General features: G+C 70.1%; 18 protein-coding genes and 1 pseudogene. 7 read left to right on the forward strand and 12 right to left on the reverse strand.

Annotated features, from left to right (window positions below; all coding sequences use genetic code 11):
- Positions 1-61: 61 nt before the first annotated feature.
- Positions 62-1798 (reverse strand): ATP-binding protein, encoded by a 1737-nt coding sequence (locus tag GC203_RS05150; RefSeq protein ID WP_293452012.1) that lies wholly within the window; start codon positions 1796-1798, stop codon positions 62-64.
- Positions 1799-1983: 185 nt separating this feature from the next.
- Here GC203_RS05150 and GC203_RS05155 point away from each other — a divergent pair, with 185 nt between their 5' ends.
- Positions 1984-2340 carry a phage holin family protein gene (locus GC203_RS05155; RefSeq protein WP_293452014.1) on the forward strand — a complete coding sequence of 119 codons (357 nt, stop codon included), beginning with the start codon at positions 1984-1986 and terminating at the stop codon, positions 2338-2340.
- Between the two features lie 22 nt (positions 2341-2362).
- Here GC203_RS05155 and GC203_RS05160 read toward each other — a convergent pair whose 3' ends face one another.
- A complete protein-coding gene (locus GC203_RS05160) occupies positions 2363-2770 on the reverse strand; it encodes a VOC family protein (protein WP_293452016.1) in 408 nt (135 codons plus the stop codon).
- 94 nt (positions 2771-2864) lie between these two features.
- On the opposite strand from GC203_RS05160, the gene soxR reads away from it, so the two are divergent.
- Positions 2865-3332, forward strand: coding sequence for a redox-sensitive transcriptional activator SoxR (soxR, locus tag GC203_RS05165; RefSeq protein ID WP_293452018.1), 468 nt, complete (start codon positions 2865-2867; stop codon positions 3330-3332).
- Positions 3333-3402: 70 nt separating this feature from the next.
- On the opposite strand, the gene groL is transcribed toward soxR, so the two are convergent.
- Complete coding sequence (gene groL / locus GC203_RS05170; protein WP_293452020.1) at positions 3403-5046, reverse strand: chaperonin GroEL; 1644 nt, start codon at positions 5044-5046, stop codon at positions 3403-3405.
- Between the two features lie 46 nt (positions 5047-5092).
- Positions 5093-5380 carry a co-chaperone GroES gene (groES, locus tag GC203_RS05175; protein WP_293361936.1) on the reverse strand — a complete coding sequence of 96 codons (288 nt, stop codon included), beginning with the start codon at positions 5378-5380 and terminating at the stop codon, positions 5093-5095.
- Positions 5381-5595: 215 nt separating this feature from the next.
- Here groES and GC203_RS05180 point away from each other — a divergent pair, with 215 nt between their 5' ends.
- Positions 5596-6810 carry a cyclopropane-fatty-acyl-phospholipid synthase family protein gene (locus tag GC203_RS05180; RefSeq protein WP_293452022.1) on the forward strand — a complete coding sequence of 405 codons (1215 nt, stop codon included), beginning with the start codon at positions 5596-5598 and terminating at the stop codon, positions 6808-6810.
- A 67-nt stretch (positions 6811-6877) separates the two neighbouring features.
- Here GC203_RS05180 and GC203_RS05185 read toward each other — a convergent pair whose 3' ends face one another.
- Complete coding sequence (locus GC203_RS05185) at positions 6878-7249, reverse strand: hypothetical protein (RefSeq protein ID WP_293452024.1); 372 nt, start codon at positions 7247-7249, stop codon at positions 6878-6880.
- Positions 7250-7418: 169 nt separating this feature from the next.
- Between GC203_RS05185 and GC203_RS05190 the strand changes: the two genes are divergently transcribed.
- Together GC203_RS05190 and GC203_RS05195 are read left to right on the forward strand one after the other, a co-directional pair.
- The gene (locus tag GC203_RS05190) at positions 7419-9710 is read left to right on the forward strand and encodes an NADP-dependent malic enzyme (protein WP_293452026.1); all 2292 of its coding nucleotides are present in this window, start codon (positions 7419-7421) and stop codon (positions 9708-9710) included.
- Between the two features lie 91 nt (positions 9711-9801).
- On the forward strand, positions 9802-11151 hold the full coding sequence (locus GC203_RS05195) for an Hsp70 family protein (protein WP_293452028.1): 1350 nt from the start codon (positions 9802-9804) through the stop codon (positions 11149-11151).
- 8 nt (positions 11152-11159) lie between these two features.
- Here GC203_RS05195 and GC203_RS05200 read toward each other — a convergent pair whose 3' ends face one another.
- Both GC203_RS05200 and GC203_RS05205 read right to left on the reverse strand, forming a co-directional pair.
- Positions 11160-13991, reverse strand: coding sequence for a pitrilysin family protein (locus GC203_RS05200; RefSeq protein WP_293452030.1), 2832 nt, complete (start codon positions 13989-13991; stop codon positions 11160-11162).
- 81 nt (positions 13992-14072) lie between these two features.
- Positions 14073-14744, reverse strand: coding sequence for a glutathione S-transferase family protein (locus tag GC203_RS05205; protein WP_293452032.1), 672 nt, complete (start codon positions 14742-14744; stop codon positions 14073-14075).
- A gap of 104 nt (positions 14745-14848) precedes the next feature.
- Here GC203_RS05205 and GC203_RS05210 point away from each other — a divergent pair, with 104 nt between their 5' ends.
- Entirely contained in the window at positions 14849-15808 is a 960-nt protein-coding gene (locus GC203_RS05210) for a LysR family transcriptional regulator (RefSeq protein ID WP_293452034.1), read from the forward strand.
- Between the two features lie 113 nt (positions 15809-15921).
- Here the strand turns inward: GC203_RS05210 and GC203_RS05215 are convergent, their stop codons facing one another.
- The 3 genes and pseudogenes from GC203_RS05215 to acs all read right to left on the reverse strand — a co-directional run.
- A complete protein-coding gene (locus GC203_RS05215) occupies positions 15922-16875 on the reverse strand; it encodes a small ribosomal subunit Rsm22 family protein (protein ID WP_293452036.1) in 954 nt (317 codons plus the stop codon).
- Positions 16872-17297 carry a hypothetical protein gene (locus tag GC203_RS05220; protein WP_293452404.1) on the reverse strand — a complete coding sequence of 142 codons (426 nt, stop codon included), beginning with the start codon at positions 17295-17297 and terminating at the stop codon, positions 16872-16874. The genes GC203_RS05215 and GC203_RS05220 overlap by 4 nt, the downstream gene beginning before the upstream one ends.
- Positions 17283-19214: pseudogene (acs, locus tag GC203_RS05225) on the reverse strand (acetate--CoA ligase); the annotation flags it as partial. The gene GC203_RS05220 and the pseudogene acs, both read right to left, overlap by 15 nt.
- Positions 19215-19336: 122 nt before the next feature.
- Between acs and GC203_RS05230 the strand changes: the two are divergent.
- On the forward strand, positions 19337-19831 hold the full coding sequence (locus GC203_RS05230) for a DUF2939 domain-containing protein (RefSeq protein WP_293452038.1): 495 nt from the start codon (positions 19337-19339) through the stop codon (positions 19829-19831).
- Between the two features lie 127 nt (positions 19832-19958).
- Here GC203_RS05230 and dnaN read toward each other — a convergent pair whose 3' ends face one another.
- Positions 19959-21077 carry a DNA polymerase III subunit beta gene (dnaN, locus tag GC203_RS05235; protein ID WP_293452040.1) on the reverse strand — a complete coding sequence of 373 codons (1119 nt, stop codon included), beginning with the start codon at positions 21075-21077 and terminating at the stop codon, positions 19959-19961.
- Positions 21078-21264: 187 nt separating this feature from the next.
- Entirely contained in the window at positions 21265-22011 is a 747-nt protein-coding gene (locus tag GC203_RS05240) for a PEPxxWA-CTERM sorting domain-containing protein (protein WP_293452042.1), read from the reverse strand.
- Positions 22012-22033 lie beyond the last annotated feature (22 nt).

A 22033-nucleotide genomic window follows, 5' to 3' on the forward strand; every position in this document is an offset into this window, starting at 1 on the left:
CGGCCTTCGCCGGGATGAGCGGACGTCATTGGCTTTGTGGCTCTCGAGCTGAGCGCCAGGCCTAGGCCGCGGCCTCCGCCTCGACCTCCAGGCCGGCGCGCGCGGCCAGCACGCCCACGATCGCGCGGATGAGCGAGGCCGGCTGCACCGGCTTGTGCTCCAGGGCGTCGAAGCCCAGCGTCTTGAGCCGCGCGGCCTCGCCCGCCATGGCGTCGGCGGTGAGCGCGATCACCGGAATGTCCGAGGCCCCCGCCTGGCCGGCGCGGATGCGGCCCACCGCCTCGACGCCGTCCATGTTGGGCATGTTCACATCCATGAGCACCACGTCGAAGACGCCGGCCCTGAGGCGTTCGAGGGCCTCGGCGCCGTCGGCGGCGGTCTCGATCGTCGCCCCGGCCGCCTCCAGCAGCGCGCGGGCGACCGCCTGGTTGATAGGATTGTCGTCGGCCACGAGCACGCGCAGGGCCGGCAGGTCGGTCGGTTCCTCGGCGTCGGCCAGGATCGCGTCGGCGGGCGGCAGCGGCAGCCACACGCGGAAGGTCGAGCCCCGGCCGGGAAGGCTCTCGACCCCGATCTCGCCGCCCATCATGTGGGCCAGCTTGCGGCAGATCGCGAGGCCGAGGCCCGTGCCGCCGTAGCGGCGGGCGGTGGACGCCTCGGCCTGGGCGTAGGGCCGGAACAGGCCGGCAAGCTGGGCCGGGCTCATCCCGATGCCCGTGTCGACGACCCGGATCTCGACCCCGCCGTCGCCATCGGCGCCCGGCGCGGCGCGCACGGCCAGCCGCACCGAGCCGGATTCGGTGAACTTCAGGGCGTTGGACACCAGGTTCATGACGATCTGGCGCACGCGCGTCTCGTCGCCGAGAACCAGGGCCGGCAGCTCCGGGTCGGGTTCACACACCAGGCTGAGCCGCTTGGCCGCGGCCGACTCCGCCCACAGTTCGACAGCCTGCTCGGCCAGGCCGCGCAGGTCGAAGGCGGCGACCTCCAGGTCCATCCGCCCGGCCTCGATCTTGGAGATGTCGAGCACGTCGTTGAGGATCGTCAGCAGCCCGTCGCCCGAACGCAGCATCGTCTCGACATAGCCCTGCTGGCGCGGATCGAGCGGGGTGCCCTGGAGCGCGCGGGCCATGCCCAGCACGCCGTTGAGCGGCGTGCGCAGCTCGTGGCTCATCATGGCGAGGAACGCCGACTTCGCGTCATTGGCGTTGACCGCCTCGCGCTCGGCCTGGGCCAGGGCCGCGGCGGTGCGCATATTGGCCCGGGCGCTGGCGGCCACATAGGCCAGCGGCATGGTCAGGCCGAGCAGCAGGATCACCAGATCGAGCCCCGCGAAGCCGCCGAAGAAGATCGGCAGGACGATCCAGAGGACGGCAGGGGGCACGCCAAGCACGGCGAGCGCCGCCGGAGAGCGGAAGGCGAAGGCCTGGGCGTGGACCAGCAGGCCGGCGATCACCGCCATGGCCGCCAGCCGGAAGGCCTGTTCGCCCCCGCTCCAGCAGAGCACCGCCAGCGAGGCCCAGGTCAGGACGTTGAAAACCATGGCGGCGAGGTAGAGGGCGCGGCGGCGGCGGCTCAGGGACTCGCCCTTCGCCAGCGGCCGCAGCGCCAGGCGGATGATCGCCTCGCCCAGGCCGTAGGCGGCGCCCCAGGCCGCCCCGAACGCCGGGCCGAAAACGAGCCAGATCAGCACCACCACGCCGGTGGCGATGGCGAGGCGCGCGCGCAGCGTCTGGCGCGCGGTGGCGCCCACCGCGTCCAGGCGCTCGTCCAACAGGCTCGCGGCCTTTGAAATCACGTCCCCAAAGTCCCTTCAGGATCCGGCCGCCAAGGTCCCCACTGCGACAGCCGGTCGCATCACAATGGCCGCAAATCGTGAACGGACCCTTGTTCGGCGTCGCCATCCCGCCGGGCGGGTCGAGGCGGTGGGCAGGCCCCAAATCCCGCGATAGGGTGACCCCCGGGACGGTCGAGGGAGGTGAGATGCTCGCCAGATTCGTGATTCGCGCGGCCTTCGCCGCTCTGGGCCTATGGGCCGCCTCGGCGATCGTGCCGGGCGTCCACGTGGACAGCACGCCCACACTGGTGCTGGCGGCGGTCCTGCTGGGGGTGGTCAACGCCTTCGTCCGGCCGGTCGTGTTCATCCTGACCCTGCCGATCACCCTCGTGACCCTGGGCCTGTTCCTGCTGGTGGTGAACGCCGCCATGATCGGACTGGTGGCCTGGCTGCTGCCCGGCTTTTCCGTCGCGGGCCTGCTCCCGGGCGTCCTGGCGGCCATCGTCACCGGGGTGGCGAGCTGGATCGGCGGCATGGTGATCCGCGACACCGAAGGCCGCTGACCCGCCGCGAGATGGCGCAGGCCTAGCCTGGCCGCCGCCTTCCCTGGCCCTGGGAATAGCTCACCACCTCATATTCGATCCCGTCCGGATCGAGGAAATAGAACCTGCGGCCGGGCTCATAGTCGCCATGGGAGAAGGGCGTGAGGCCAGCGGCGACGACACGCGCCTCGGCCGCGTCCAGGTCGTCCACTTCGACGCCGATATGGTTCAGGGGCCGCCCCTTGGCGAAGTCGTCGTCCATGTAGGTGACGCCGCGACCCGTGTAGAGGGCGATGTACTGGTCAGCCGATCCCACGTGGATCGAAAGGCCTCCGTCCCGCGCGGGCCCCTGCCAGCGGATCGGCCAACCGAACAACTCGGTCATGAGACGCGAGGTGCGTTGCGGGTCTCGGACTGTGACGTTGACGTGCTCGATGCGGGGGCTGGGCATTTCTCTTCGGGTCCTCGGCTTCGGCGCATGGGCGCCCTACTTGTTCGGCCTACAAGCTGAAGCTAACTTGAGGTCAAGGAACTAGTTGAGGGTCATGCTCGTGCCGCCGCCCGCCACTCTCTCCATCGGCGAACTGGCGCGGCGGGTCGGCCTGTCGGTATCGGCGGTCCGGTTCTACGAGTCCCGGGGGCTCGTGCGCGCGATCCGCAGCAGCGGCAATCAGCGTCGCTTCATGCGCTCCGACATCCGCCGTCTCTCGTTCGCCCTCATCGCTCAGCGCCTCGGGCTGACCCTGGCCGAGATCGAGTCCGAGCTGGCGATGCTCCCGATGGACAAGGCCCCGTCGGCGCAGGACTGGCTCGCGATCAGCCAGCGGATACGAGGGACCCTGGACGCGAAGATCGCCATGTTGGAGCGCACGCGAGATCTGCTGGACGGCTGCATCGGCTGCGGCTGTCTCTCGCTGGAGCGCTGCGCCCTCTACAATCCCGGCGATCGAGCGGCGCGGCGCGGGGCCGGCCCCCGCTACCTGCTGGGTGACCGCTGGACCGATACGACTTGAACCTCGCAAAGAAAAAGGGCGGAGCCTCGCGGCTCCGCCCTCGTTCGTCAGTGATCCTGGACGCGTGGACTTAGAAGTCCATGTCGCCCATGCCGCCGGGCATGCCGCCCGGAGGACCGCCGGCGCCGCCCTTCTTGGGGGCTTCGACGATCGCGGCTTCCGTCGTGATCAGCAGGCCGGCCACCGAGGCGGCGTCCTGCAGCGCGGTGCGAACCACCTTGGCCGGGTCGATGACGCCGGCCGACACGAGGTCGACGTACTCTTCCGTCTGGGCGTTGAAGCCGAAGGTGGCCGAGCCGTTCTCCAGCACCTTGCCCACCACGATCGAGCCTTCCACGCCGGCGTTCTCGGCGATCTGACGGATCGGGGCCTGCAGGGCGCGGCGCACGATGGCGACGCCGGCTTCCTGGTCGTCGTTGTCGCCCTTGAAGCCGTCCAGCACGCGGCTGGCCTTCAGCAGGGCGACGCCGCCGCCGGGAACGATGCCTTCTTCCACGGCCGCGCGGGTCGCGTTCAGGGCGTCGTCGACGCGGTCCTTCTTCTCCTTCACTTCCACTTCCGTGGCGCCGCCGACGCGGATCACCGCAACGCCACCGGCCAGCTTGGCCAGACGCTCTTGCAGCTTTTCCTTGTCGTAGTCGGAGGTGGTGTCCTCGATCTGCTTCTTGATCTGGGAGATGCGGCCTTCGATGCCGTCCTTCTCACCCGAGCCGTCCACGATCGTGGTGTCGTCCTTGGTGATGGTGACCTTCTTGGCCTTGCCCAGCATGTCGAGGGTGACGCTCTCGAGCTTGATGCCGAGGTCTTCGCTGATCAGCTGGCCGCCGGTGAGGATCGCGATGTCCTCCAGCATGGCCTTGCGGCGATCGCCGAAGCCCGGAGCCTTGACGGCCGCGACGCGCAGGCCGCCGCGCAGCTTGTTGACCACCAGGGTGGCCAGCGCTTCGCCTTCGACGTCCTCGGCGATGATCAGCAGCGGGCGGCCCGACTGGACCACCGCTTCCAGCACCGGCAGCAGGGGCTGCAGCGAGGAGAGCTTCTTTTCGAAGAGCAGGATCAGCGGCTCTTCGAGGTCGGCCTCCATCTTCTCCGCATTCGTGATGAAGTACGGGGAGAGGTAGCCGCGGTCGAACTGCATGCCTTCGACGACGTCGAGCTCGGTGTCGGCGGTCTTGGCTTCCTCGACCGTGATGACGCCTTCGTTGCCGACCTTTTCCATGGCCTTGGCGATCATGTCGCCGACTTCGGCGTCGCCGTTGGCCGAGATGGTGCCGACCTGGGCGATCTCGCTGTTGGCCGAGACCTTCTTCGAGGTCGACTTGATCTCCTCGACGACCTTGGCGACCGCCTTGTCGACGCCGCGCTTCAGGTCCATCGGGTTCATGCCGGCGGCCACCGACTTCAGGCCCTCGGTCACGATGGCCTGGACCAGGACCGTGGCGGTGGTGGTGCCGTCGCCGGCCTTGTCGTTGGTCTTGGAGGCGACCTCACGGATGAGCTGGGCGCCGAGGTTCTCGAACTTGTCGGCCAGTTCGATTTCCTTGGCCACCGACACGCCGTCCTTGGTCGAGCGCGGGGCGCCGAAGGACTTCTCGATGACCACGTTGCGGCCCTTGGGGCCGAGGGTGACCTTCACCGCATTGGCGAGGGTGTTGACGCCGCGGAGCATGCGGTCGCGCGCGTCCGAAGCGAAATAGACGTCTTTGGCAGCCATTTCTGACTCTCTTTCCTAGAAATTTCGTGGGGGAAGCGAGGCGCGCTTAGGAGACGACGCCCAGAATGTCGCTTTCCTTCATGATCAGGAGGTCCTGGCCGTCGAGCTTGACCTCGGTGCCGGACCACTTGCCGAACAGGATGCGGTCGCCGGCCTTGACGTCCAGCGGCTGGACCTTGCCGGAGTCGTCGCGGGCGCCGGGGCCGGTGGCGATCACTTCGCCTTCCTGCGGCTTTTCCTTCGCAGTGTCGGGGATGATGATCCCCCCCTTGGTCTTTTCTTCTTCCTCGACGCGCTTGACGAGGACGCGATCCCCGAGAGGACGAAACGCCATAGTGCTCTCTCTCCGTTCGAGACGGGTTGAATGTCGGTGACGGAAGGCACGCGGGACCAGCCTGTTAGCAGTCTCGGCCCATGAGTGCCAACGTCGAGGCGGGACGTAGGAAATGGGCCATCGGGAGTCAAGTGCGAGGCGATGGAACGCGTCCCGCGTCTTGGAATTCCCGCAAGGACCCCTACTCTTCCTGTCGCGGAATTAGGAGCGTGCCGATGGGTCTGCAAGCGCTGCTGGAGAGCATCGTCCGTCAGGGCGACCTGACGCTGAAGCTCCCGGGCGGCGGCGAGCTGAAGCTGGGCGACGGGACCGGACCGAAGCTGGTCGCGCGGATCACCAGCCCGCTCTGGGCCGCCCGCATCGCCGCCAAGCCCGGCCTCTATGTGGGCGAGGCCTACATGGACGGCGGCCTCGTGCTGGAGCAGGGGGCGATCGGCGAGTTCATCGACCTGATCGGCTCGAACGCCGAGAACCAGAAGAAGAAGCGCCGCAGCGGCTTCGAGCTGTGGCTGCGCGAGCGGCGCGCCGAGATGAACGCCCGGGCCGCGGCGCGCAAGAACGTGGCCCATCACTACGACCTCTCCGACGAGCTCTACCGCCGCTTCCTCGACGCCGACATGCAGTACAGCTGCGGCTACTTCGCCCGGCCCGACATGACGCTGGAGGAAGCCCAGCTCGCCAAGAAGCGCCACATCGCCGCCAAGCTGGGGATCGAGCCCGGCATGCGGGTGCTGGACATCGGCTGCGGCTGGGGCGGCCTGGCGATGACCATCGCCGAGGAGACCGGGGCGATCGTCGACGGCGTGACCCTTTCGACCGAACAGCTTGCCGTGGCCAAGGAGCGCGCCGAGGCGCGCGGCCTCTCCGGGCGGGCGCGGTTCTCGCTCACCGACTACCGCGACGTGACCGAGACCTACGACCGGATCGTCTCGGTGGGCATGTTCGAGCACGTGGGCCGGCCCAACTACCAGGCCTATTTCGACGGGGTCGCGCGGCTGCTGAACGACGACGGGGTGGCGCTGATCCACGCCATCGGCCGGCCGCGGCGGGGCGTCACCTCGAGCTGGGTGGCGAAATACATCTTCCCGGGCGGCTACAGCCCGGCGCTGTCGGAGATCATGCAGCCGATCGAGCGCGCGGGCCTGCTGGTGACCGACGTGGAGATCCTGCGCCTCCACTATGCCGAGACGATCAAGCACTGGCGCGAACGGTTCGAGGCCCACCGCGGCGAGATCGCCGAACTGTACGACGAACGCTTCTGCCGGATGTGGGAGTTCTACCTGGGCATCGCCGAGCAGAGCTTCCGCGCCCGGCGGCAGTTCAACTGGCAGGTCCAGCTCACCAAGAGCGTCTACGCCCTGCCCATCACCCGCGACTACATCGCCGAGGCCGAGCAGGCGATGGCTCGGCCCGCCTCGCAGGTGGCCTGAGCGGGCCAGCGCAAGAAGAGGGGCGGCCCTTCGGCCGCCCCAGGGATCGCGAGGTCGCGTCGCCGATCTACTTCTTGAGCATCTGGCGGATCTGGGCGGCGGTGGCGTTCACCGTGGCCTGGCCGTCCTCGACGGCCAGTCGCGTGGTGTCGACCGAGAAGGTGTCGGCGCCCATCTGGATGGTGGCCATCTGCTTGCCCGTGGCGTCGGCCTTGACGCCGGACACCGTGCCGATCTGAGCCCCGGTGCTGTCCTTCACGGTCATGCCCGTGGTGACGCTGGCGTCGGCGCCCGAGGCCGCGGCGCTGGGCGCGCCGGCCGCAGCCTTCGCGGGCGGCGTCGCGGCGGCCGCCGGCGGGCTCCCCGACGACTGGGCGAAGGCCGGTGCGGCGACGAGCGCGACGGCGGCCACGGCGGCGGAGGCGAGGAGTCTGTTCATGGACGTGTTCCCATCTGCGCCCCCGCGCCCGGCGACCCCAAGAACACACGGCCGTGAACGATTGTTCCCGTGGCCGACCTGGACGCTGGGGAACGTTGTGGCGGCCCGGCGCTCTCTGTAGGTTGGGCGACTTCCGGGGACGGCCCCGGCATGGGGGCGCACAGTCAAGATGGATCAGGTCGAGAAACGCAGCTTCACCGACGAGGAGGCGCTGACCTTCCACCGGCATCCGACGCCGGGGAAGATCGGCATCGCCGCGACCAAACCGATGGGCACCCAGCGCGACCTGAGCCTGGCCTATTCGCCGGGGGTGGCCGTGCCCGTGCTGGCCATCTCGAAGGACCCGGAGCTGGCCTACGACTACACGTCCAAGGGCAATCTGGTGGCGGTGATCTCCAACGGCACTGCGATCCTGGGCCTCGGCAACCTGGGCGCGCTAGCCTCGAAGCCGGTGATGGAAGGCAAGGGCGTGCTCTTCAAGCGCTTCGCCGACGTCGACGCCATCGACGTGGAGATGAGCTGCACCGACCCCGACGAGATCATCACCGTCGTCAAGAACATCGGCGTCACCTACGGCGGCATCAATCTGGAAGACATCCGCAGCCCCGACTGCTTCCGGATCGAGACCGAGCTGCAGGAGCTGCTCGACATCCCGGTCTTCCACGACGACCAGCACGGCACGGCGATCATCTGCGCCGCGGGCCTGATCAACGCCTGCGAGATCACCGGCCGCAAGCTGGAGGACGTGAAGGTCGTGCTGAACGGCCCGGGCGCCGCCGGCATCGCCACGCTTGGCCTGATCAAGGCCATGGGCGTGCGCCACGAGAACGTCATCGCCGTCGACCGCAAGGGCGTGCTCTACCGCGGCCGCCCCGAGGACATGAACCAGTGGAAGTCGGCCCACGCCATCGACACCGACAAGCGCACCCTGGCCGAGGCGCTGGAGGGCGCGGACGTCTTCATCGGCGTGTCGGCCAAGGGCGCCCTGACGCCCGACCTCGTGAAGACGATGAAGCCGCAGCCCATCATCTTCGCCATGGCCAACCCCGATCCGGAGATCACCCCGGAGGAGGTCTACAAGGTGCGGCCCGACGCCATCGTCGCCACCGGCCGCAGCGACTATCCGAACCAGGTCAACAACGTGCTGGCCTTCCCCTATCTGTTCCGCGGCGCGCTGGACGTGCGCGCCCGGCAGATCAACATGGAGATGAAGATCGCCTGCGCCCGCGCCCTGGCGCAGCTGGCCCGCGAGGACGTGCCGGACGAGGTGATCGCCGCCTACCACGGCGCCCAGCTGAAGTTCGGGCCCCAGTACATCATCCCGACGCCGTTCGATCCGCGCCTGCTGGCCTACGTGCCGCCGTTCATCGCCCAGGTGGCCATGGACACCGGCGTGGCGCGCAAGCCCATCGCCGACATGGACGCCTACCGCGCCTCTCTGGCCCAGCGGATGGACCCGACGGCCGCCTTCTCCCAGAAGCTGCAGGGCGCGGTGCTATCCGGCCCCCAACGGAAGATCGTCTTCGCCGAGGGCGAGGAGCTGAGCGTCATCCGCGCCGCCTACGCCTTCCAGGCCCAGGGCCTGGGCAAGGCGATCCTGGTCGGCCGCGAAGACCTGGTCTGCGAGAACATGCGCGCCGCCGGCCTCGACCCCGACGAAGCCAAGCTCGAGGTGCTGAACGCCCGGCTTTCGCCCTGGAACGACACCGCGGTGGACTACCTCTACAAGCGCCTCCAGCGCGAAGGCTACCTGCGCCGCGACTGTCAGCGGCTGATCAACCAGGACCGCAACACCTTCGCCGCGGCCATGGTCGCGCTGGGCCACGCCGACGGCATGGTGACCGGCGTGACCCGCAACTTCGACCAGGTGCTGGAGGAGGTGCTGAACGTGGTCGATCCCGCCCACGACGGCCGGGTCATCGGCATGAGCGTGGTCATGGCCAAGGGCCGCACCCTGTTCATCGCCGACACCAACGTCACCGAGTTCCCCGAGCCCGAGGAGCTGGTGGAGATCGCCATCGAGGCGGCCCGGGCCGTGCGGTCGCTGGGCTACGAGCCGCGGTTGGCGTTCATGAGCTACTCCACCTTCGGCAATCCGATCGGCGAGCGCTCCGAGCGGGTGCGCCGGGCGGTGGCGATGCTGGACGACATGGACGGCATCGACTTCGAGTACGAGGGCGAGATGCCGCCGGAGCTGGCCCTGGAGCCCGAGCGGCGCGGCGCCTATCCCTTCATGCGCCTGACCGGCCCGGCCAACGTGCTGATCATGCCGGCCATCCAGTCGGCGGCCATCTCGACCCAGCTCGTCAAGTCGCTGGGCGGCGCCGAGGTGATCGGCCCGATCCTGCTGGGCCTGGAAAAGCCCGTGCAGATCTGCCCGCTGGGCGCCTCGGTCTCGCGGATCCTGCAGATGGCCACCGTCGCGGCCTACGACCGCCCGCTGGTGGAGCTCGCCGAATGACGCGGGCGGCCTTCCCGCACGTCTAGGGGTCGCGCGCCGATACGGGGGGCGGGCGATCCGTCGTCCCCACCCCGGCGAAGGAGCGCGGCCCATGCCCGACCATGACACCGAACCCAGTCGACGCCCGATCCCGAACGGGGCCGCGGCGCCCTACGCCCTCGGCATAGACTTCGGCACCACCAACACCGTCATCTCGCTGGCGGGGCCGGACGGGCCGGCGCATCTGGTGAAGTTTCCCGCTCCGGAGGGCGAGCTGTTCGCCTTCCGCTCGTGCCTGTCGTTCCACGCCCCGGCCGAGCGTCCGCAGGATCGCCAGATCGCGGCGGGCCCGTGGGCCATCGAGGCCTATGTGGAGGACCCGGCCGAGACCCGGTTCATCCAGAGTTTCAAGAGCTTCGCCGGCCAGGAGAGCTTCACCGAGACCCAGGTCCTGGGCCGCCGCTATCGGTTCGAGGACCTGCTCTCGACGTTCCTGCTGAAGGTGCGCGACTACGCCGGCGACGACCTGGCCGAGATCCCGGAACGGGTGATCGTCGGCCGTCCGGTGACGTTCGTGGGCGCCTCGCCCAACGAACGGCTGGCGCTCTCCCGCTATGAGACCGCCTTCCACCGCATGGGCGTGAAGGAGGTGCTCTACGCCTACGAGCCGGTGGGCGCGGCGTTCTTCTTCGCCCGCGCGCTGGACCGCGACGCCACGGTGCTGGTGGGCGACTTCGGCGGCGGCACGTCGGACTTCTCGATCATCCGTTTCGAGCGGCATGCCGGGGAGGTCCGGGCTACGCCGCTGGGCCGGGCCGGCGTGGGCGTGGCCGGCGACGCCTTCGACTACCGGATCATCGACAACCTGGTCTCGCCCGAGCTGGGCAAGGGCTCGGACTACAAGACCTTCGGCAAGGTGCTGCCGATCCCCAACAAGTACTACGCCGCCTTCGCGCGCTGGGACCAGCTGGCCCTGATGCGCGCCAGCCGCGACATGCGCGAGATCCGCGCCCTGCTGCGCGAGGCCGTGGAGCCCGAGAAGATCGGCCGGCTCGTCGAGACCCTGGACGAGAACTACGGCTACCAGCTCTACCGCTCGGTCTCGCGGCTGAAGGAGGCGCTGTCGAGCGAGCCCGGGGCGCTGTTCGAGTTCCGCGCCGGCTCGATCGAGATCGTCCGGCCCGTGGCCCGCGAGGCCTTCGAGGGCTGGATCGCGCCCGAGCTGGCGCAGATCGAGGCGGCCGTCGACGCCGCGCTCGCCGACGCCAACCTGACGCCGGACGGCGTCGACCGCGTGTTCCTGACCGGCGGCTCGTCGCTGGTGCCGGCCGTGCGGGCCATCTTCCACCGCCGGTTCGACCCCGCCCGGATCGAGACCGGCGCGGAACTGGAGTCGATCGCCACGGGCCTTGCCCTGATGGCCCGCGAGCGCGACCTGTCCCACTGGACCATGCGCGCCTGAGGCGGCGGCTACGATCCTTTCTTCAGGGTCGGGCTCGCCAGGTCGAGCTGGTCGGACGGGATCACCTCCAGGCCCGGCAGCTTGTCCTTGAGCGTCGGGACGAAGGTCTTGGCGTCGCCCGCGATGATCACGCTCATCTGGTCCTGCGCCAGCATGTCCTTGGCGAAGGCCTGGGCCTGGGCGGCGGTGACGGCCTCCACCTTGTCGGTGAAATGGGCCACCTCCTCCAGCGGTACGTCGTGGAGGGCGTAGCTGCCCAGGATGTCGGCCAGTCCGGCCGAGGTGGCCAGATCGCGGCCGTAGCCGCCGACGAGGCTGGACTTGCGGGCCTTCAGTTCCTCGGCGCCGGCCGGCTCGGCGGCCAGCTTGGCGAGTTCGGCGTCCATCAGGTCGAGCACCTGGCGGGCGGACTCGTTCTTGGTCTGGGCCGCGGCGCGGAACGAACCCGTCGTCCGCGTGGCCGAGAGCCGCGCGCTGGCGCCGTACGAGAGGCCGCGCTTGATGCGGATCTCCTCGTTCAGGCGGGCGGAGTAGCCGCCGCCCAGCACCGCCGTGGCCACCACGCCGGGGTAGTAGCCGGGGTCGTTACGGGCGATCGCCGGCTTGACCACATTCACCGAGGCCTGGCCGGTGCCGGGGATGTCGATGGCCACCGCCCGCGGCTTGCCCTGGGGCGTGATCGCGGGCTGCGGCGCCAGCGGCGCGGCGGGCCTGGCCCAGCCGCCGAACGCCTGCTCGGCGAGGGCGAAGCCCTGGTCGGCGTCGATGTCGCCGGTCAGGACGAGGATGGCGTTGTCCGGCCGGAACAGCGCGGCGTGGAGGGCGGCGAGGTCCGCCGGCTTCATGCGCTGCAGCGAGTCGGGCGTGCCGTCGGCGGCGTGTCCGAACGGCGTGCCGCCGAACACCACGGGCGCGGCGGCGAAGCCGGCCACCTGGCCGGGCTGTTCGTAGGCCACGCGCAGGCCGTCCAGCGCCTGCTCGCGCTGGCGGTCGAGCTCTTCCGCGGCGAAGGCCGGGTTCTCGGCCACGTCGGCCATGATCGCCATCGCGGTCGTCAGCTTGTCGGGCATGACGTTGAGCGTCACCGACGACGACTCCAGCCCGCCGCCGGAACTCAGCGAGCCGCCCAGCGACTCGACCTGGCTGGCGATCTCCTGGGCCGAGCGGGTCTTGGTGCCCTCGGTCAGCATGTTCGCCATCATGCCCGCCGCGCCCGCGAGACCCTTCGGGTCGGCCCAGGCGCCGGCGCGCACCGACAGGCTGGCGGTGACCAGCGGCAGGTCGGACGAGCGGGCGACGATCACCCGAAGGCCGTTGGCCAGGGTCTTCTCCGCGGGCGTCGGCAGGACCGGCTTCACCGGCTCGCCCACCGGCGGGGGCGCCTGGCGCTCGGCCGGCGGCGCCAGGGTGAAGACCGGACCGGTGAAGCGGGCCACCGTCTTCGGCGGCGGGGGCGGCGCGGGCTCGGTCTCGCCCTTCGGCCGCTCGCTCTCGGGCCGGTAGTTGATGGTCACCCGGCGGTTCGGGTCGAGGTATGTCCGGGCCACCCGCAGGACGTCGGCGGCCGTCACGGCCTGGAGCTCGCCCAGTTCGGTGTTGACCGCATTGGGGTCCCCGTCGACGCGCAGGGCGTAGCCGATGGCGCTGGCGCGGCCCTCGATGGTCTCGCGCTCGCGCAGGGCGTCGGTGAGCAGTTCGTTCTTGGCCTCGGCCAGCTCGGCGTCGCTGGGGGGCGCCGCGCGCAGGCGGTCCACCTCGGCCAGCAGCGCCTTCTCGCCCTCGGCCACCGAGTGGCCGCTGGCCATGATGGCCCCCAGCAGGAACATGCCCGGATCGTGCGGCAGGTCGGCGTTGGAGAAGGCCTGGGCGGCGATCTGCTGGTCGTAGACGAGGCTGTTGTAGAGCCGCGACGACTTGCCGGCCGACAGGATCGCGTCCAGCACCTTCAGGGCCGGCGCGTCGGGGCTGGACGCCGCGGGGCCCTGGAAGCTGAGGACCACGGCCGGCAGCGGCACGTTGGGCCCATAGCCGTTGAAGACGCCCGCCTTGGTCCGCGGCGGCTCCTTCACGGTCACTTTCGGCAGCGGCTGGGCCGGGTTCTTCAGGCCGCCGAAATATTCGTCGACCCAGGCGTCGAGCTTCTGCGGATCGAAATTGCCCACGACGATCAGGGCGGCGTTGTCGGGCCGGTAGTAGGTCTGGTGGAACGCGCGGACGTCGTCGATCGTGGCCGCGTCCAGCTCGGCGATCGAGCCGATGCCGGGGCGCTTGTACGGATGGGCGCTATAGCTGGCCTCGGGCAGGTAGAGCGCCATCAGCCGGCCGTACGGCGAGGCCAGGACCCGCTGGCGCAGCTCCTCCTTCACCACGTCGCGCTCCGACTTGAAGTCCGCTTCGTCCACCACCAGCGTCCCCAGGCGGTCGGCCTCGGCCCAGAGCAGGCGCTGCAGGTGATTGGCCGGCACCACCTCGTAGTAGTCGGTGAAGTCGTCGGCCGTGCTGGCGTTGTTGAATCCGCCCACGTCCTCGGTCATGCGGTCGAACTGTTCGGCCGGCAGGTTCCGCGTGGCCTTGAACATCAGGTGCTCGAACAGGTGGGCGAAGCCCGACCGGCCCTGCGGGTCGTCCTTGGAGCCGACGCCGTACCAGACCTGCACCGAGACGTTCGGCGTCGAACGGTCGACCGAAGCGTAGACCTTCAGCCCGTTGGCGAGCGTCCGGGTGGTGAACTTGATCGGAGGGACGTCGGCCGCGGCGGCCGGCGTCGCGAGAACCGCGGGGGCCAGGACGGCGGTGGAAAGCGCCAGGGCGAGGCCGAGAGCGCGGGCGGTGCGGAACATGAAGAATCCCAGTCGGGTGAAAGGGTGGGGGAAATCCTTAGCACCCAACCGGGAGAGGGAAAGATTACGAGGGTTTAATCCTCAGGCCGCGGCCGCCTGCGGCTGGGCGCGGATGAAGCCGACCAAGGTCTCGAACGCCGCATAGGTCGGCACATAGGACGGACGCGCCTGCATCCGCGCGATCCAGGCCTCGATGTTCGGATAGGGCGAGAAGTCGAAGTCGGCGACCCGGCCCAGCAGGACGAACGACAGGCCCAGGTAGTCGGCGAGGGTGACCCGGTCGCCGCAGACGAAGGGCTGATCGGCCAGCATGTGCTGGTCCAGCACCTTGAGCCAGCGCGGCGAGTGTTCGAGCCCGTAGGCCATCAGACCCGCCGCCAGCTCGCGCGGCGCATCGTGCGGCACGCCCATGTTCGGGTAGCAGGTGAACAGGCAGAAGTACTCGTGGAACTGGGTGGCGAACCACATCAGCGCCTCGTCGACCTTCATCTGCGCCTTGAGGCTTTCGGGGTAGGCGGTGGAATGGGCGCGGATCGCCAGGTACTTCAGGATGGCGACGGACTCGCCGAGCCTGAAGTCGCCGTCCACCAGGAACGGGACGATGCCATTGGGATTGATGGCCAGGAATTCGGGGTCCTGATGGCCGCCGGCCAGCAGGTCGACCTTGACGATCTCCACGTCGAGGCCGGCCTCGGCGATGAACATCAGAACCGGGCGGGACGTGGTCGAGATCGGGTCGCAGTAAAGCTTCATCTTCAGTCGCCTTGATGTTTGGACGCGGGGAGATACGGCGCGGCGTGGTGGTCGGGCGATCAGCACTCTTGCAGGACAGCTCTGCATAACCGCAGAATGCGAGCATGTTCGATTGGAACGACCTCAAGGCCTTCCTGGCGGTGGCGCGCGGCGGCTCGACGCTCGCGGCCTCGCGGGCGCTTGGCGTCAACCAGACCACCGTGGCCCGCCGCATCGAGGGCCTCGAACAAGCGCTGGGCCTCAAGCTCTTCGAGCGCGGCCAGACCGGCAGCCGGCTGACCGAGGCGGGGACCGCGCTGATCGCCGACGCCGAGGCGGTGGAGCAGGCCGCGATCCGCTTCGCCAACCAGGCCGCCCAGCACCTGCGCGGCGTGGCCGGGGCGTTGCGGCTGACCACCAACGAACTGGTCGCCAGCTCGATGGTGATCCCCGCCCTGGTCGATTTCCGCAGGGCCCATCCGGACATCCAGGTCGACCTGCTGATCACCGACGCCACGCTCGACCTGCAGAACGGCGAGGCGGACCTGGCCATTCGCACCGCCCAGGCGCTCGAACCCTCCGACCTCGTGGCCCGCAAGATCTGCGACCACGACCTCGCGCTCTACTGCAGCCGCGACTACGCCGCGCGGCATGGCGTGCCGGCGTCGACCGACGATCTCAAGGATCACGACCTCATCGACCTGGCGCCCGAGCTGCGTGGCATGCCGGCCGCCACCTGGATGACCCGCCACTCCGGCGGCAAGGCGCCCGTGACCCGCTCCAACAGCATCGCGGGCATGGTCCACGCCGTGAAGGCCGGGCTGGGCATCGGGGCCCTGCCCTGCACCGTGGCCGACGCCGACCCCGATCTCCTCCGCTGCTCGGCCCCGATCGAGGAGGCCCGGGCCACCTCGTGGATCGTCACGCGCCGCGACCTCAAGGACACTCCGCGGGTCCGGGCCTTCATCGACTTCATGGCGCCGCAGCTGCAGCAGATCGTGCGCGGACGCGAGGAGCTCGGCCGCCAGCGGCAGGCCGAGGAGGCCGGGCGCGTGGTGCCGTTCCCCACCAAGACCGCGAGCTGACTAGAGCGCGTTAGGCGAAAGTGTGAGCGGTTTCGCCGCTCGAACGCGCTCGATGCTTTTGAATCTCGAGCACGATTCAGCGGGCAGGTGATTCCACCTGACCCCATCGTGCGCTAGATCGCGTCGCCCCAGGCCAGCCGCCGCGCGACGGCGTGGCCGGCCTTGTCGCGCCGGGCGACGAACCGGCGCTCCACGCCCTCGGCCCCGCAGAGCTTGAGCTCGATCCCCGGCTTGCCCACGCGGGGGCGGGCGAGCACGCGCCCCACCGCCGGCTCGCCGACCTGCGGTCGGGCGGCCAGCAGATAGGCGTACTTCTCGTCCTCGAACGGCGCCTCCGCCCCCTTGGCCAGGCGATGGTCGCGGCTGCGCGGCAGGCGGACGGAGAAGTGGCACCAGTCCGGCGGTTCGAGCGGACAGGCGCGCGCGTGGGGACACGGCGCCAGCAAGGCCGCGCCGGCGGCGGTCAGGCGATCCCGCGCCGCCATCAGCCGCGCCCAGCCGGCCGGCGTCCCCGGCTCCACCACGGCCAGCAGCCCGTCGCAGGCGGTCCACAGCGCGTCCACCACCGCGCCTTGGCCGGCCGGGGCGATCTCGGCCAGCGCGTAGCTGGCGACGACGAGGTCGGCGCGCGGAAAGCCGCCTGCGGTCAGGTCGCCGCGGATCGTCCGGGCCTGCAACTGGCCTTCGGCGAGGCGTTGGGCGAGGTCGAGGAACGGAAGGCTCGCGTCGAACCAGGCGATGTCGGCCAGCGAGGGCCAGGCGGCCGTGGCGGCCCAGCTCGCCCCGCCCGGCCCGCAGCCGGCGTCCAGCAGCGAGGCGGGCGCGAAGCCGGGCGCGCGGAGCCGGGCCTCGGCGAACACGGCGGCCGTGGCGGCGTAGGTGGCCGGAAGCCGGGCCAGGGCATAGGCGAGCGCGTCTTCGCGCGCCTTGATCGCCGAAGCCGAGGTGCCGCCGGCCCGATAGGCCGCGCTCGTCGCCGCCGCCCGCTCGGCCAGGCCCCGGCGCGAGGCGCCCGCCAACTCGCCCTGGATGGCGGCCTTCAGCGCCGGCGGCAGCTCGGACGTCACGCCAGGGCTGCGGCCCGCGCCTGGGCCAGCGCCTGGGCCACGGCGGCGTCGGTGACGTCGCTCACGTCGCCCGGCTCGCCCGTCTCGGCGATGCGCTGCAGCACCGGGCGGACCACGTCGCCGTCCCAGGCCTTGGGCAGGGCGGCGGCGAACTGGACCACGCGCGGCGTGGCCTGCGGCGACATCTCGCGGCGGATGAAGCCCTTGAGGTCGGCGCCCAGCACGTCGGTCGGCGTCTCGCCCGCCTCGAGCGTCACGAAGGCCCACAGGGCGAGGCCCTTGCCGGGCTCCTGGAACGGCACGACCGCGGCCTCGGCCACCGTCGGATGGCAGATCAGCGTGGCCTCGACGTCGTTCACCGACACCGTCGCGCCGCCGATGACCACGTCGTCGTCCGTGCGCCGGGCGGCGCGGTTCTTCACCAGGTCGTCGACCACCCCCGGATCGGCGAGCGTCGAGGTGTCGCCCAGGCTGCTCAGGTCGTCCTCGGCGATCTTGCGCAGGATGCGGCGCATGATCTTGCCCGACCGGGTCTTGGGCAGGCCGGGCGCGAACTGGATGAGGTCGGGCGCCGCGATCGGCCCGATCTCCTGGCGCACCCAGGCGCGAAGCTGGGTGCGCAGCGCGTCGGTGGGCTCCAGGCCCACCTTCAGCGTCACGTAGCAGTAGATGCCCTGGCCCTTGATCTCGTGCGGATAGCCCACCACCGCCGCCTCGGCGACGGCCTCGTGGGCCACCAGCGCGCTCTCGACTTCCGCCGTGCCCAGGCGGTGTCCCGAGACGTTGATCACGTCGTCCACCCGGCCGGTGATCCAGTAGTAGCCGTCGGCGTCGCGTCGAGCCCCATCGCCGGTGAAGTACTTGCCGGCGTAGGTGGAGAAATAGGTGTCGATGAAGCGCTGGTGGTCGCCGTAGACCGTGCGCATCTGGCCGGGCCAGCTGTCGGTGAGGCACAGGTTGCCGCTGGTGGCCCCCTCCAGCACCTTGCCGTCGGCGTCGACGAGCTGGGGTTTCACGCCGGGCAGCGGCTTGGCGCACGAGCCGGGCTTCTGGGCGTGGGCGCCGGGCAGGCCGGTCATCAGGCAGGCGCCCGTCTCGGTCTGCCACCAGGTGTCGATGATGGGCGAACGGCCTTCGCCCACCACGCGGTGGTACCAGAGCCAGGCCTCGGGATTGATCGGCTCGCCCACCGTGCCCAGCAGGCGGATCGACTTGCGCGACGTCCGCTTCACCCACTCGTCGCCCTCGCGCATCAGGGCCCGCAGCGCGGTGGGGGCGGTGTAGAAGATCTCGACCTTGTGCTTGTCGCAGACCTCCCAGAACCGGGAGTTGTTCGGGTAGTTCGGCACGCCCTCGAACATCAGGCTGGTCGCGCCGTTGGCCAGCGGGCCGTAGACCACATAGCTGTGGCCGGTCACCCAGCCCACGTCGGCGGTGCACCAGAAGATCTCGCCCGGCCGGTAGTCGAAGACGACCTCGTGGGTCCAGCTCGCCCAGGCGAGGTAGCCGGCGGTGGTGTGCAGCACGCCCTTCGGCTTCCCGGTCGAGCCCGAGGTGTAGAGGATGAACAGCGGATCCTCCGCGCCCATCGGCTCGGGGGCGCACTGGTCGGAGACCGCTTTCTTGAGATCGGAATAGAATTCGTCGCGGCCGGCCTTCATCGGCACGTCGGCGCGGGTTCGGCGCACGACGATCACGCTGGTGACGCCCGGGCACTGCTTGAGCGCCTCGTCGACGTTGTGCTTCAGCGGCACGGTCTTCCCGCCGCGCAGGCCCTCGTCGGCGGTGATGACGATCTTCGAGTCACAGTCCTGGATCCGGCCGGCCAGGCTGTCGGGCGAGAAGCCGCCGAACACCACCGAATGGATCGCCCCGATCCGCGAGCAGGCCAGCATCGAGGCCGCCGCCGCTGGGATCATCGGCAGGTAGATGGTGACCCGGTCGCCCTTCTGGACGCCCTTGGCCTTCAGCACATTGGCCCAGCGGCAGACCTCGGCGTGGAGCTGGCGATAGGTGAGCGCGTCGTACGATTCCCCGTCGTCGCTCTCCCAGATCAGCGCCACCTGGTCGCCGCGCTCGGCGAGGTGACGGTCCAGGCAGTTGGCCGAGACGTTGAGGACGCCGTCGGAATACCAGCGGATGTGGAAGTCGGCCTTGTCGAAGGAGACGTCCTTCACCTGGGTGAACGGGGTCATCCAGTCGAGCCGCTGGCCGATCTTGGTCCAGTAGGTCTCCGGGTCGGCCTCGACGGCCTTGACCGCGGCCTCGTAGGCCTCGGCGTTCATATGGGCCTTGGCGGCCCATTCCTCGGGAACCGGAAAGACTTGGCCGTCGGACACCTTCACCTCCCGTGGGGACTTTTCCGACGCAGTATCCGCTCAGGGCCCCTGGGCGCAACCGCCGCGCCCCGATTCGCGCGGCCACGCTTGCGGCGACTCACGCGCGCGGCGAGTTTCGCCGGATGCTCCGGAAATCCCTGACCATCGCCGCGATCGCCGCCAGCCTGGGAAGCTGCGGCGGCTCGGCGCGTCACGACGCGGCGGAAACGGCCGCCCGGCTGCTCTCGGCGGTGGTGCATGGCGATCGCACGGCGTTCGAGGCCGCCATCGATCGCGGCGCGGTGCGCGACGACGTGCGCCGCCAGGTGGCCCAGCTGGCCCAGGCCAGCGGCCTGGAGGTGGACGGCGGCCCCTCGGAATTCGCGCTCGACCGCATGATCGCCCCCGAGGCCATCAATGTGGTGGACGCCCGGTCGGGCCAGGCGGTGGACAAGGCGCCGACGCCGACGCAGGTCGCCCCGCAGATTCAGATGAACGGCGACGGCCGCGCCTGCCTGCGCGACGCGCCCCACGGCAAGACCTGCGCGCTCACCTTCGCCCGCAGCGACGAAGGCTGGCGGCTGGTGGGCATGAAGGCCATGGGCCTGACCATCGAGGTGGCCGAGGCCGGGGACTGATTTCCCTCCCCTTCATCGGGAGGGACAGGCCGCGAAGCGGCCAGGGTGGGGAAAGCGAGGGTCGAGGCTCCCCCACCCGTCGCTCGCCGAGGCCTCGCGCCACCCTCCCCATGAAGGGGAGGGAAAATCAGACCCTGAGCGGCATCAGGATGTAGCGGACGTCGGCGTCGCCGGGATCGAGCACCAGGGCCGGGTCGTTGGGGCCGCCGAAGCGCAGCTCGGCCGTCTCGCCCGAGATCTGGTCGGTGATGTCCAGCAGGTAGCGGGCGTTGAACGACAGCTCGAAGGCCTCGCCGTCGTAGTCGATCTCCAGCTCCTCGACCGCCTGGCCGGCCTCCATGTTGCGGACGGTCAGCACCACCTTGCCCGCGTCGATGGCCATGCGCACCGAACGGCTCTTCTCGGCCGAGATGGTGGCCACGCGGTCGACCGCCTGGGCGAACAGCTTGGCGTCGACCATCACGATGCGGGTGTTGTCCTTGGGGATCACCCGGACGTAGTCGGGGAAGTTGCCGTCGATGACCTTCGAGGTCAGGGCGGCGCCGCCCAGTTCCAGGCGCACCTTCTGGGGGCTGATCTGGAGGTCGACGCTTTCGCCGGCGTCGTCGAGCAGGCGGCGGATTTCGCCGATGGTCTTGCGGGGCACGATGACGCCGGGCGCGCCGGCGGCGCCCTCGGGCGCGTTCATCTCGGCCAGGGCCAGGCGCGAGCCGTCGGTCGCCACCGCGCGCAGGCGCGGCGCGCCGTCGACCATGATGGTGTGGAGGTAGAGGCCGTTCAGATAGTAGCGCGTCTCCTCGGCCGAGATCGCGAACCGGGTCTTGTCGATCAGCCGGATCAGGTCGTTCACGTCGACGCTCAGACTGCCCGAGAAGCCCTCGGTGGACATCACCGGGAAGTCGCCGGCCGGCAGCACCGGCAGGTTGAAGCGCGAGCGTCCGGCCGCCACGGTCAGGCGCGGGTCCTCGCCGGTGAACGACAGCGACACGTCGGCGCCCTCGGGCAGCTTGCGCACGATCTCGTAGAGGGTGTGGGCCGGCGCGGTGATCTGGCCGGGCTGGTCCACCTGGGCCATCGCCTCGTCGACGATTTCCAGGTCGAGGTCGGTGGCCGAGAACGTCAGCCGGTCGCGGTCGGCCGACAGCAGCACGTTCGAGAGGATCGGGATGGTGTTGCGGCGCTCCACAGCGCTCTGCACGTGGCCCAGCGCCTTCAGCAGCGCGGCGCGTTCGATCGTCAGCTTCATTCCGTGTCCCGACTCGCCAATCCTGCGGCCGACCCGCGAATCACCTGGGCCGGCTCGCACCCCGAGGGGAGGGGACTTGGGACATTAGCGATTTCGCAAGGCTAAGAAAGCCCGTGGCGGCCTCGCCCACAGCAAAACGCCCCACGGGAGACCGCGGGGCGTTTCGTCGGGCCGGGATGCGGCGCGATCAGGCGGCGACGGCTGCCGGGCGGCGGCGGCGCAGCGCCCCGCCAGCGCCGGCGAAGCCCAGGATCATCAGCGCCCAGGTCGCCGGCTCCGGGACGCCGCCTGGCGTCACCGAGGCTTCGTTGTTCAGGTGGACGGCGACGGTGAACGATCCGGGGTTGTCGTGATACCAGCCGGTCGGGCCGGTGAACGAATAGCCGTCGATCAGGCCGATGTAGAGCCGCGTCGCGTCGGGCGGCGCGATGAAGTTCAGCAGCGCGCCGTTCGGGTCGGCGAAGCCCGTGAGCCCGTCGCCGATGTAGAAGACCTGGTTCAGGAGCGGCGCGATCGAGGCCGGGTTGTTGGCGTCGAATGTCAGCGCCGCTGGCGGCGCGGACCCGAAGGGGTCGGTGTCGGTCGTGAAGACGCCGACGACGGGGATCTGGCCGTTGCCCGACAGCGACGACAGGCCGTTGGCGCCGGTGATGCTCATGGGGCCGGCCCCGCCGTCGGGCCCCTGGTTGGTCGCGCCGCCGCAGCAGCCGATCTCGCCGCGCGCCGTCACGTCGAACACGTTTCCGGCCCCGGCGGCGAACGTCACCAGGAAGGCCGGCGAGTCGACGCCCACGCCAGGATCGTCATGGCCGAAGATGTTGTAGATGCTGGTGTCGCCGGTGATGACGACGCCGGTGATCGAGCCGCCGGGCGCGATCGCGTCGGCCTGGGCGACGCCGCCCGCCGACAGGGCGGCCAGCAAGGCGACCGCCATTGTTTTCAATCTCATAGGAAAG

Source organism: Phenylobacterium sp. (genome assembly GCF_016124325.1).
Lineage (GTDB): Bacteria > Pseudomonadota > Alphaproteobacteria > Caulobacterales > Caulobacteraceae > Phenylobacterium.

Coding starts and splice junctions, on each gene's coding strand:
- GC203_RS05180 (WP_293452022.1), top strand. CDS start 5,596: ATGGGTCTGCAAGCGCTGCTGGAGAGCATCGTCCGTCAGGGCGACCTG.
- GC203_RS05210 (WP_293452034.1), top strand. CDS start 14,849: ATGTTCGATTGGAACGACCTCAAGGCCTTCCTGGCGGTGGCGCGCGGC.
- GC203_RS05230 (WP_293452038.1), top strand. CDS start 19,337: ATGCTCCGGAAATCCCTGACCATCGCCGCGATCGCCGCCAGCCTGGGA.
- GC203_RS05155 (WP_293452014.1), top strand. CDS start 1,984: ATGCTCGCCAGATTCGTGATTCGCGCGGCCTTCGCCGCTCTGGGCCTA.
- groES (WP_293361936.1), bottom strand. CDS start 5,380: ATGGCGTTTCGTCCTCTCGGGGATCGCGTCCTCGTCAAGCGCGTCGAG.
- GC203_RS05205 (WP_293452032.1), bottom strand. CDS start 14,744: ATGAAGCTTTACTGCGACCCGATCTCGACCACGTCCCGCCCGGTTCTG.
- GC203_RS05185 (WP_293452024.1), bottom strand. CDS start 7,249: ATGAACAGACTCCTCGCCTCCGCCGCCGTGGCCGCCGTCGCGCTCGTC.
- GC203_RS05240 (WP_293452042.1), bottom strand. CDS start 22,011: ATGGCGGTCGCCTTGCTGGCCGCCCTGTCGGCGGGCGGCGTCGCCCAG.
- GC203_RS05190 (WP_293452026.1), top strand. CDS start 7,419: ATGGATCAGGTCGAGAAACGCAGCTTCACCGACGAGGAGGCGCTGACC.
- GC203_RS05195 (WP_293452028.1), top strand. CDS start 9,802: ATGCCCGACCATGACACCGAACCCAGTCGACGCCCGATCCCGAACGGG.
- GC203_RS05200 (WP_293452030.1), bottom strand. CDS start 13,991: ATGTTCCGCACCGCCCGCGCTCTCGGCCTCGCCCTGGCGCTTTCCACC.
- soxR (WP_293452018.1), top strand. CDS start 2,865: ATGCTCGTGCCGCCGCCCGCCACTCTCTCCATCGGCGAACTGGCGCGG.
- dnaN (WP_293452040.1), bottom strand. CDS start 21,077: ATGAAGCTGACGATCGAACGCGCCGCGCTGCTGAAGGCGCTGGGCCAC.
- GC203_RS05160 (WP_293452016.1), bottom strand. CDS start 2,770: ATGCCCAGCCCCCGCATCGAGCACGTCAACGTCACAGTCCGAGACCCG.
- groL (WP_293452020.1), bottom strand. CDS start 5,046: ATGGCTGCCAAAGACGTCTATTTCGCTTCGGACGCGCGCGACCGCATG.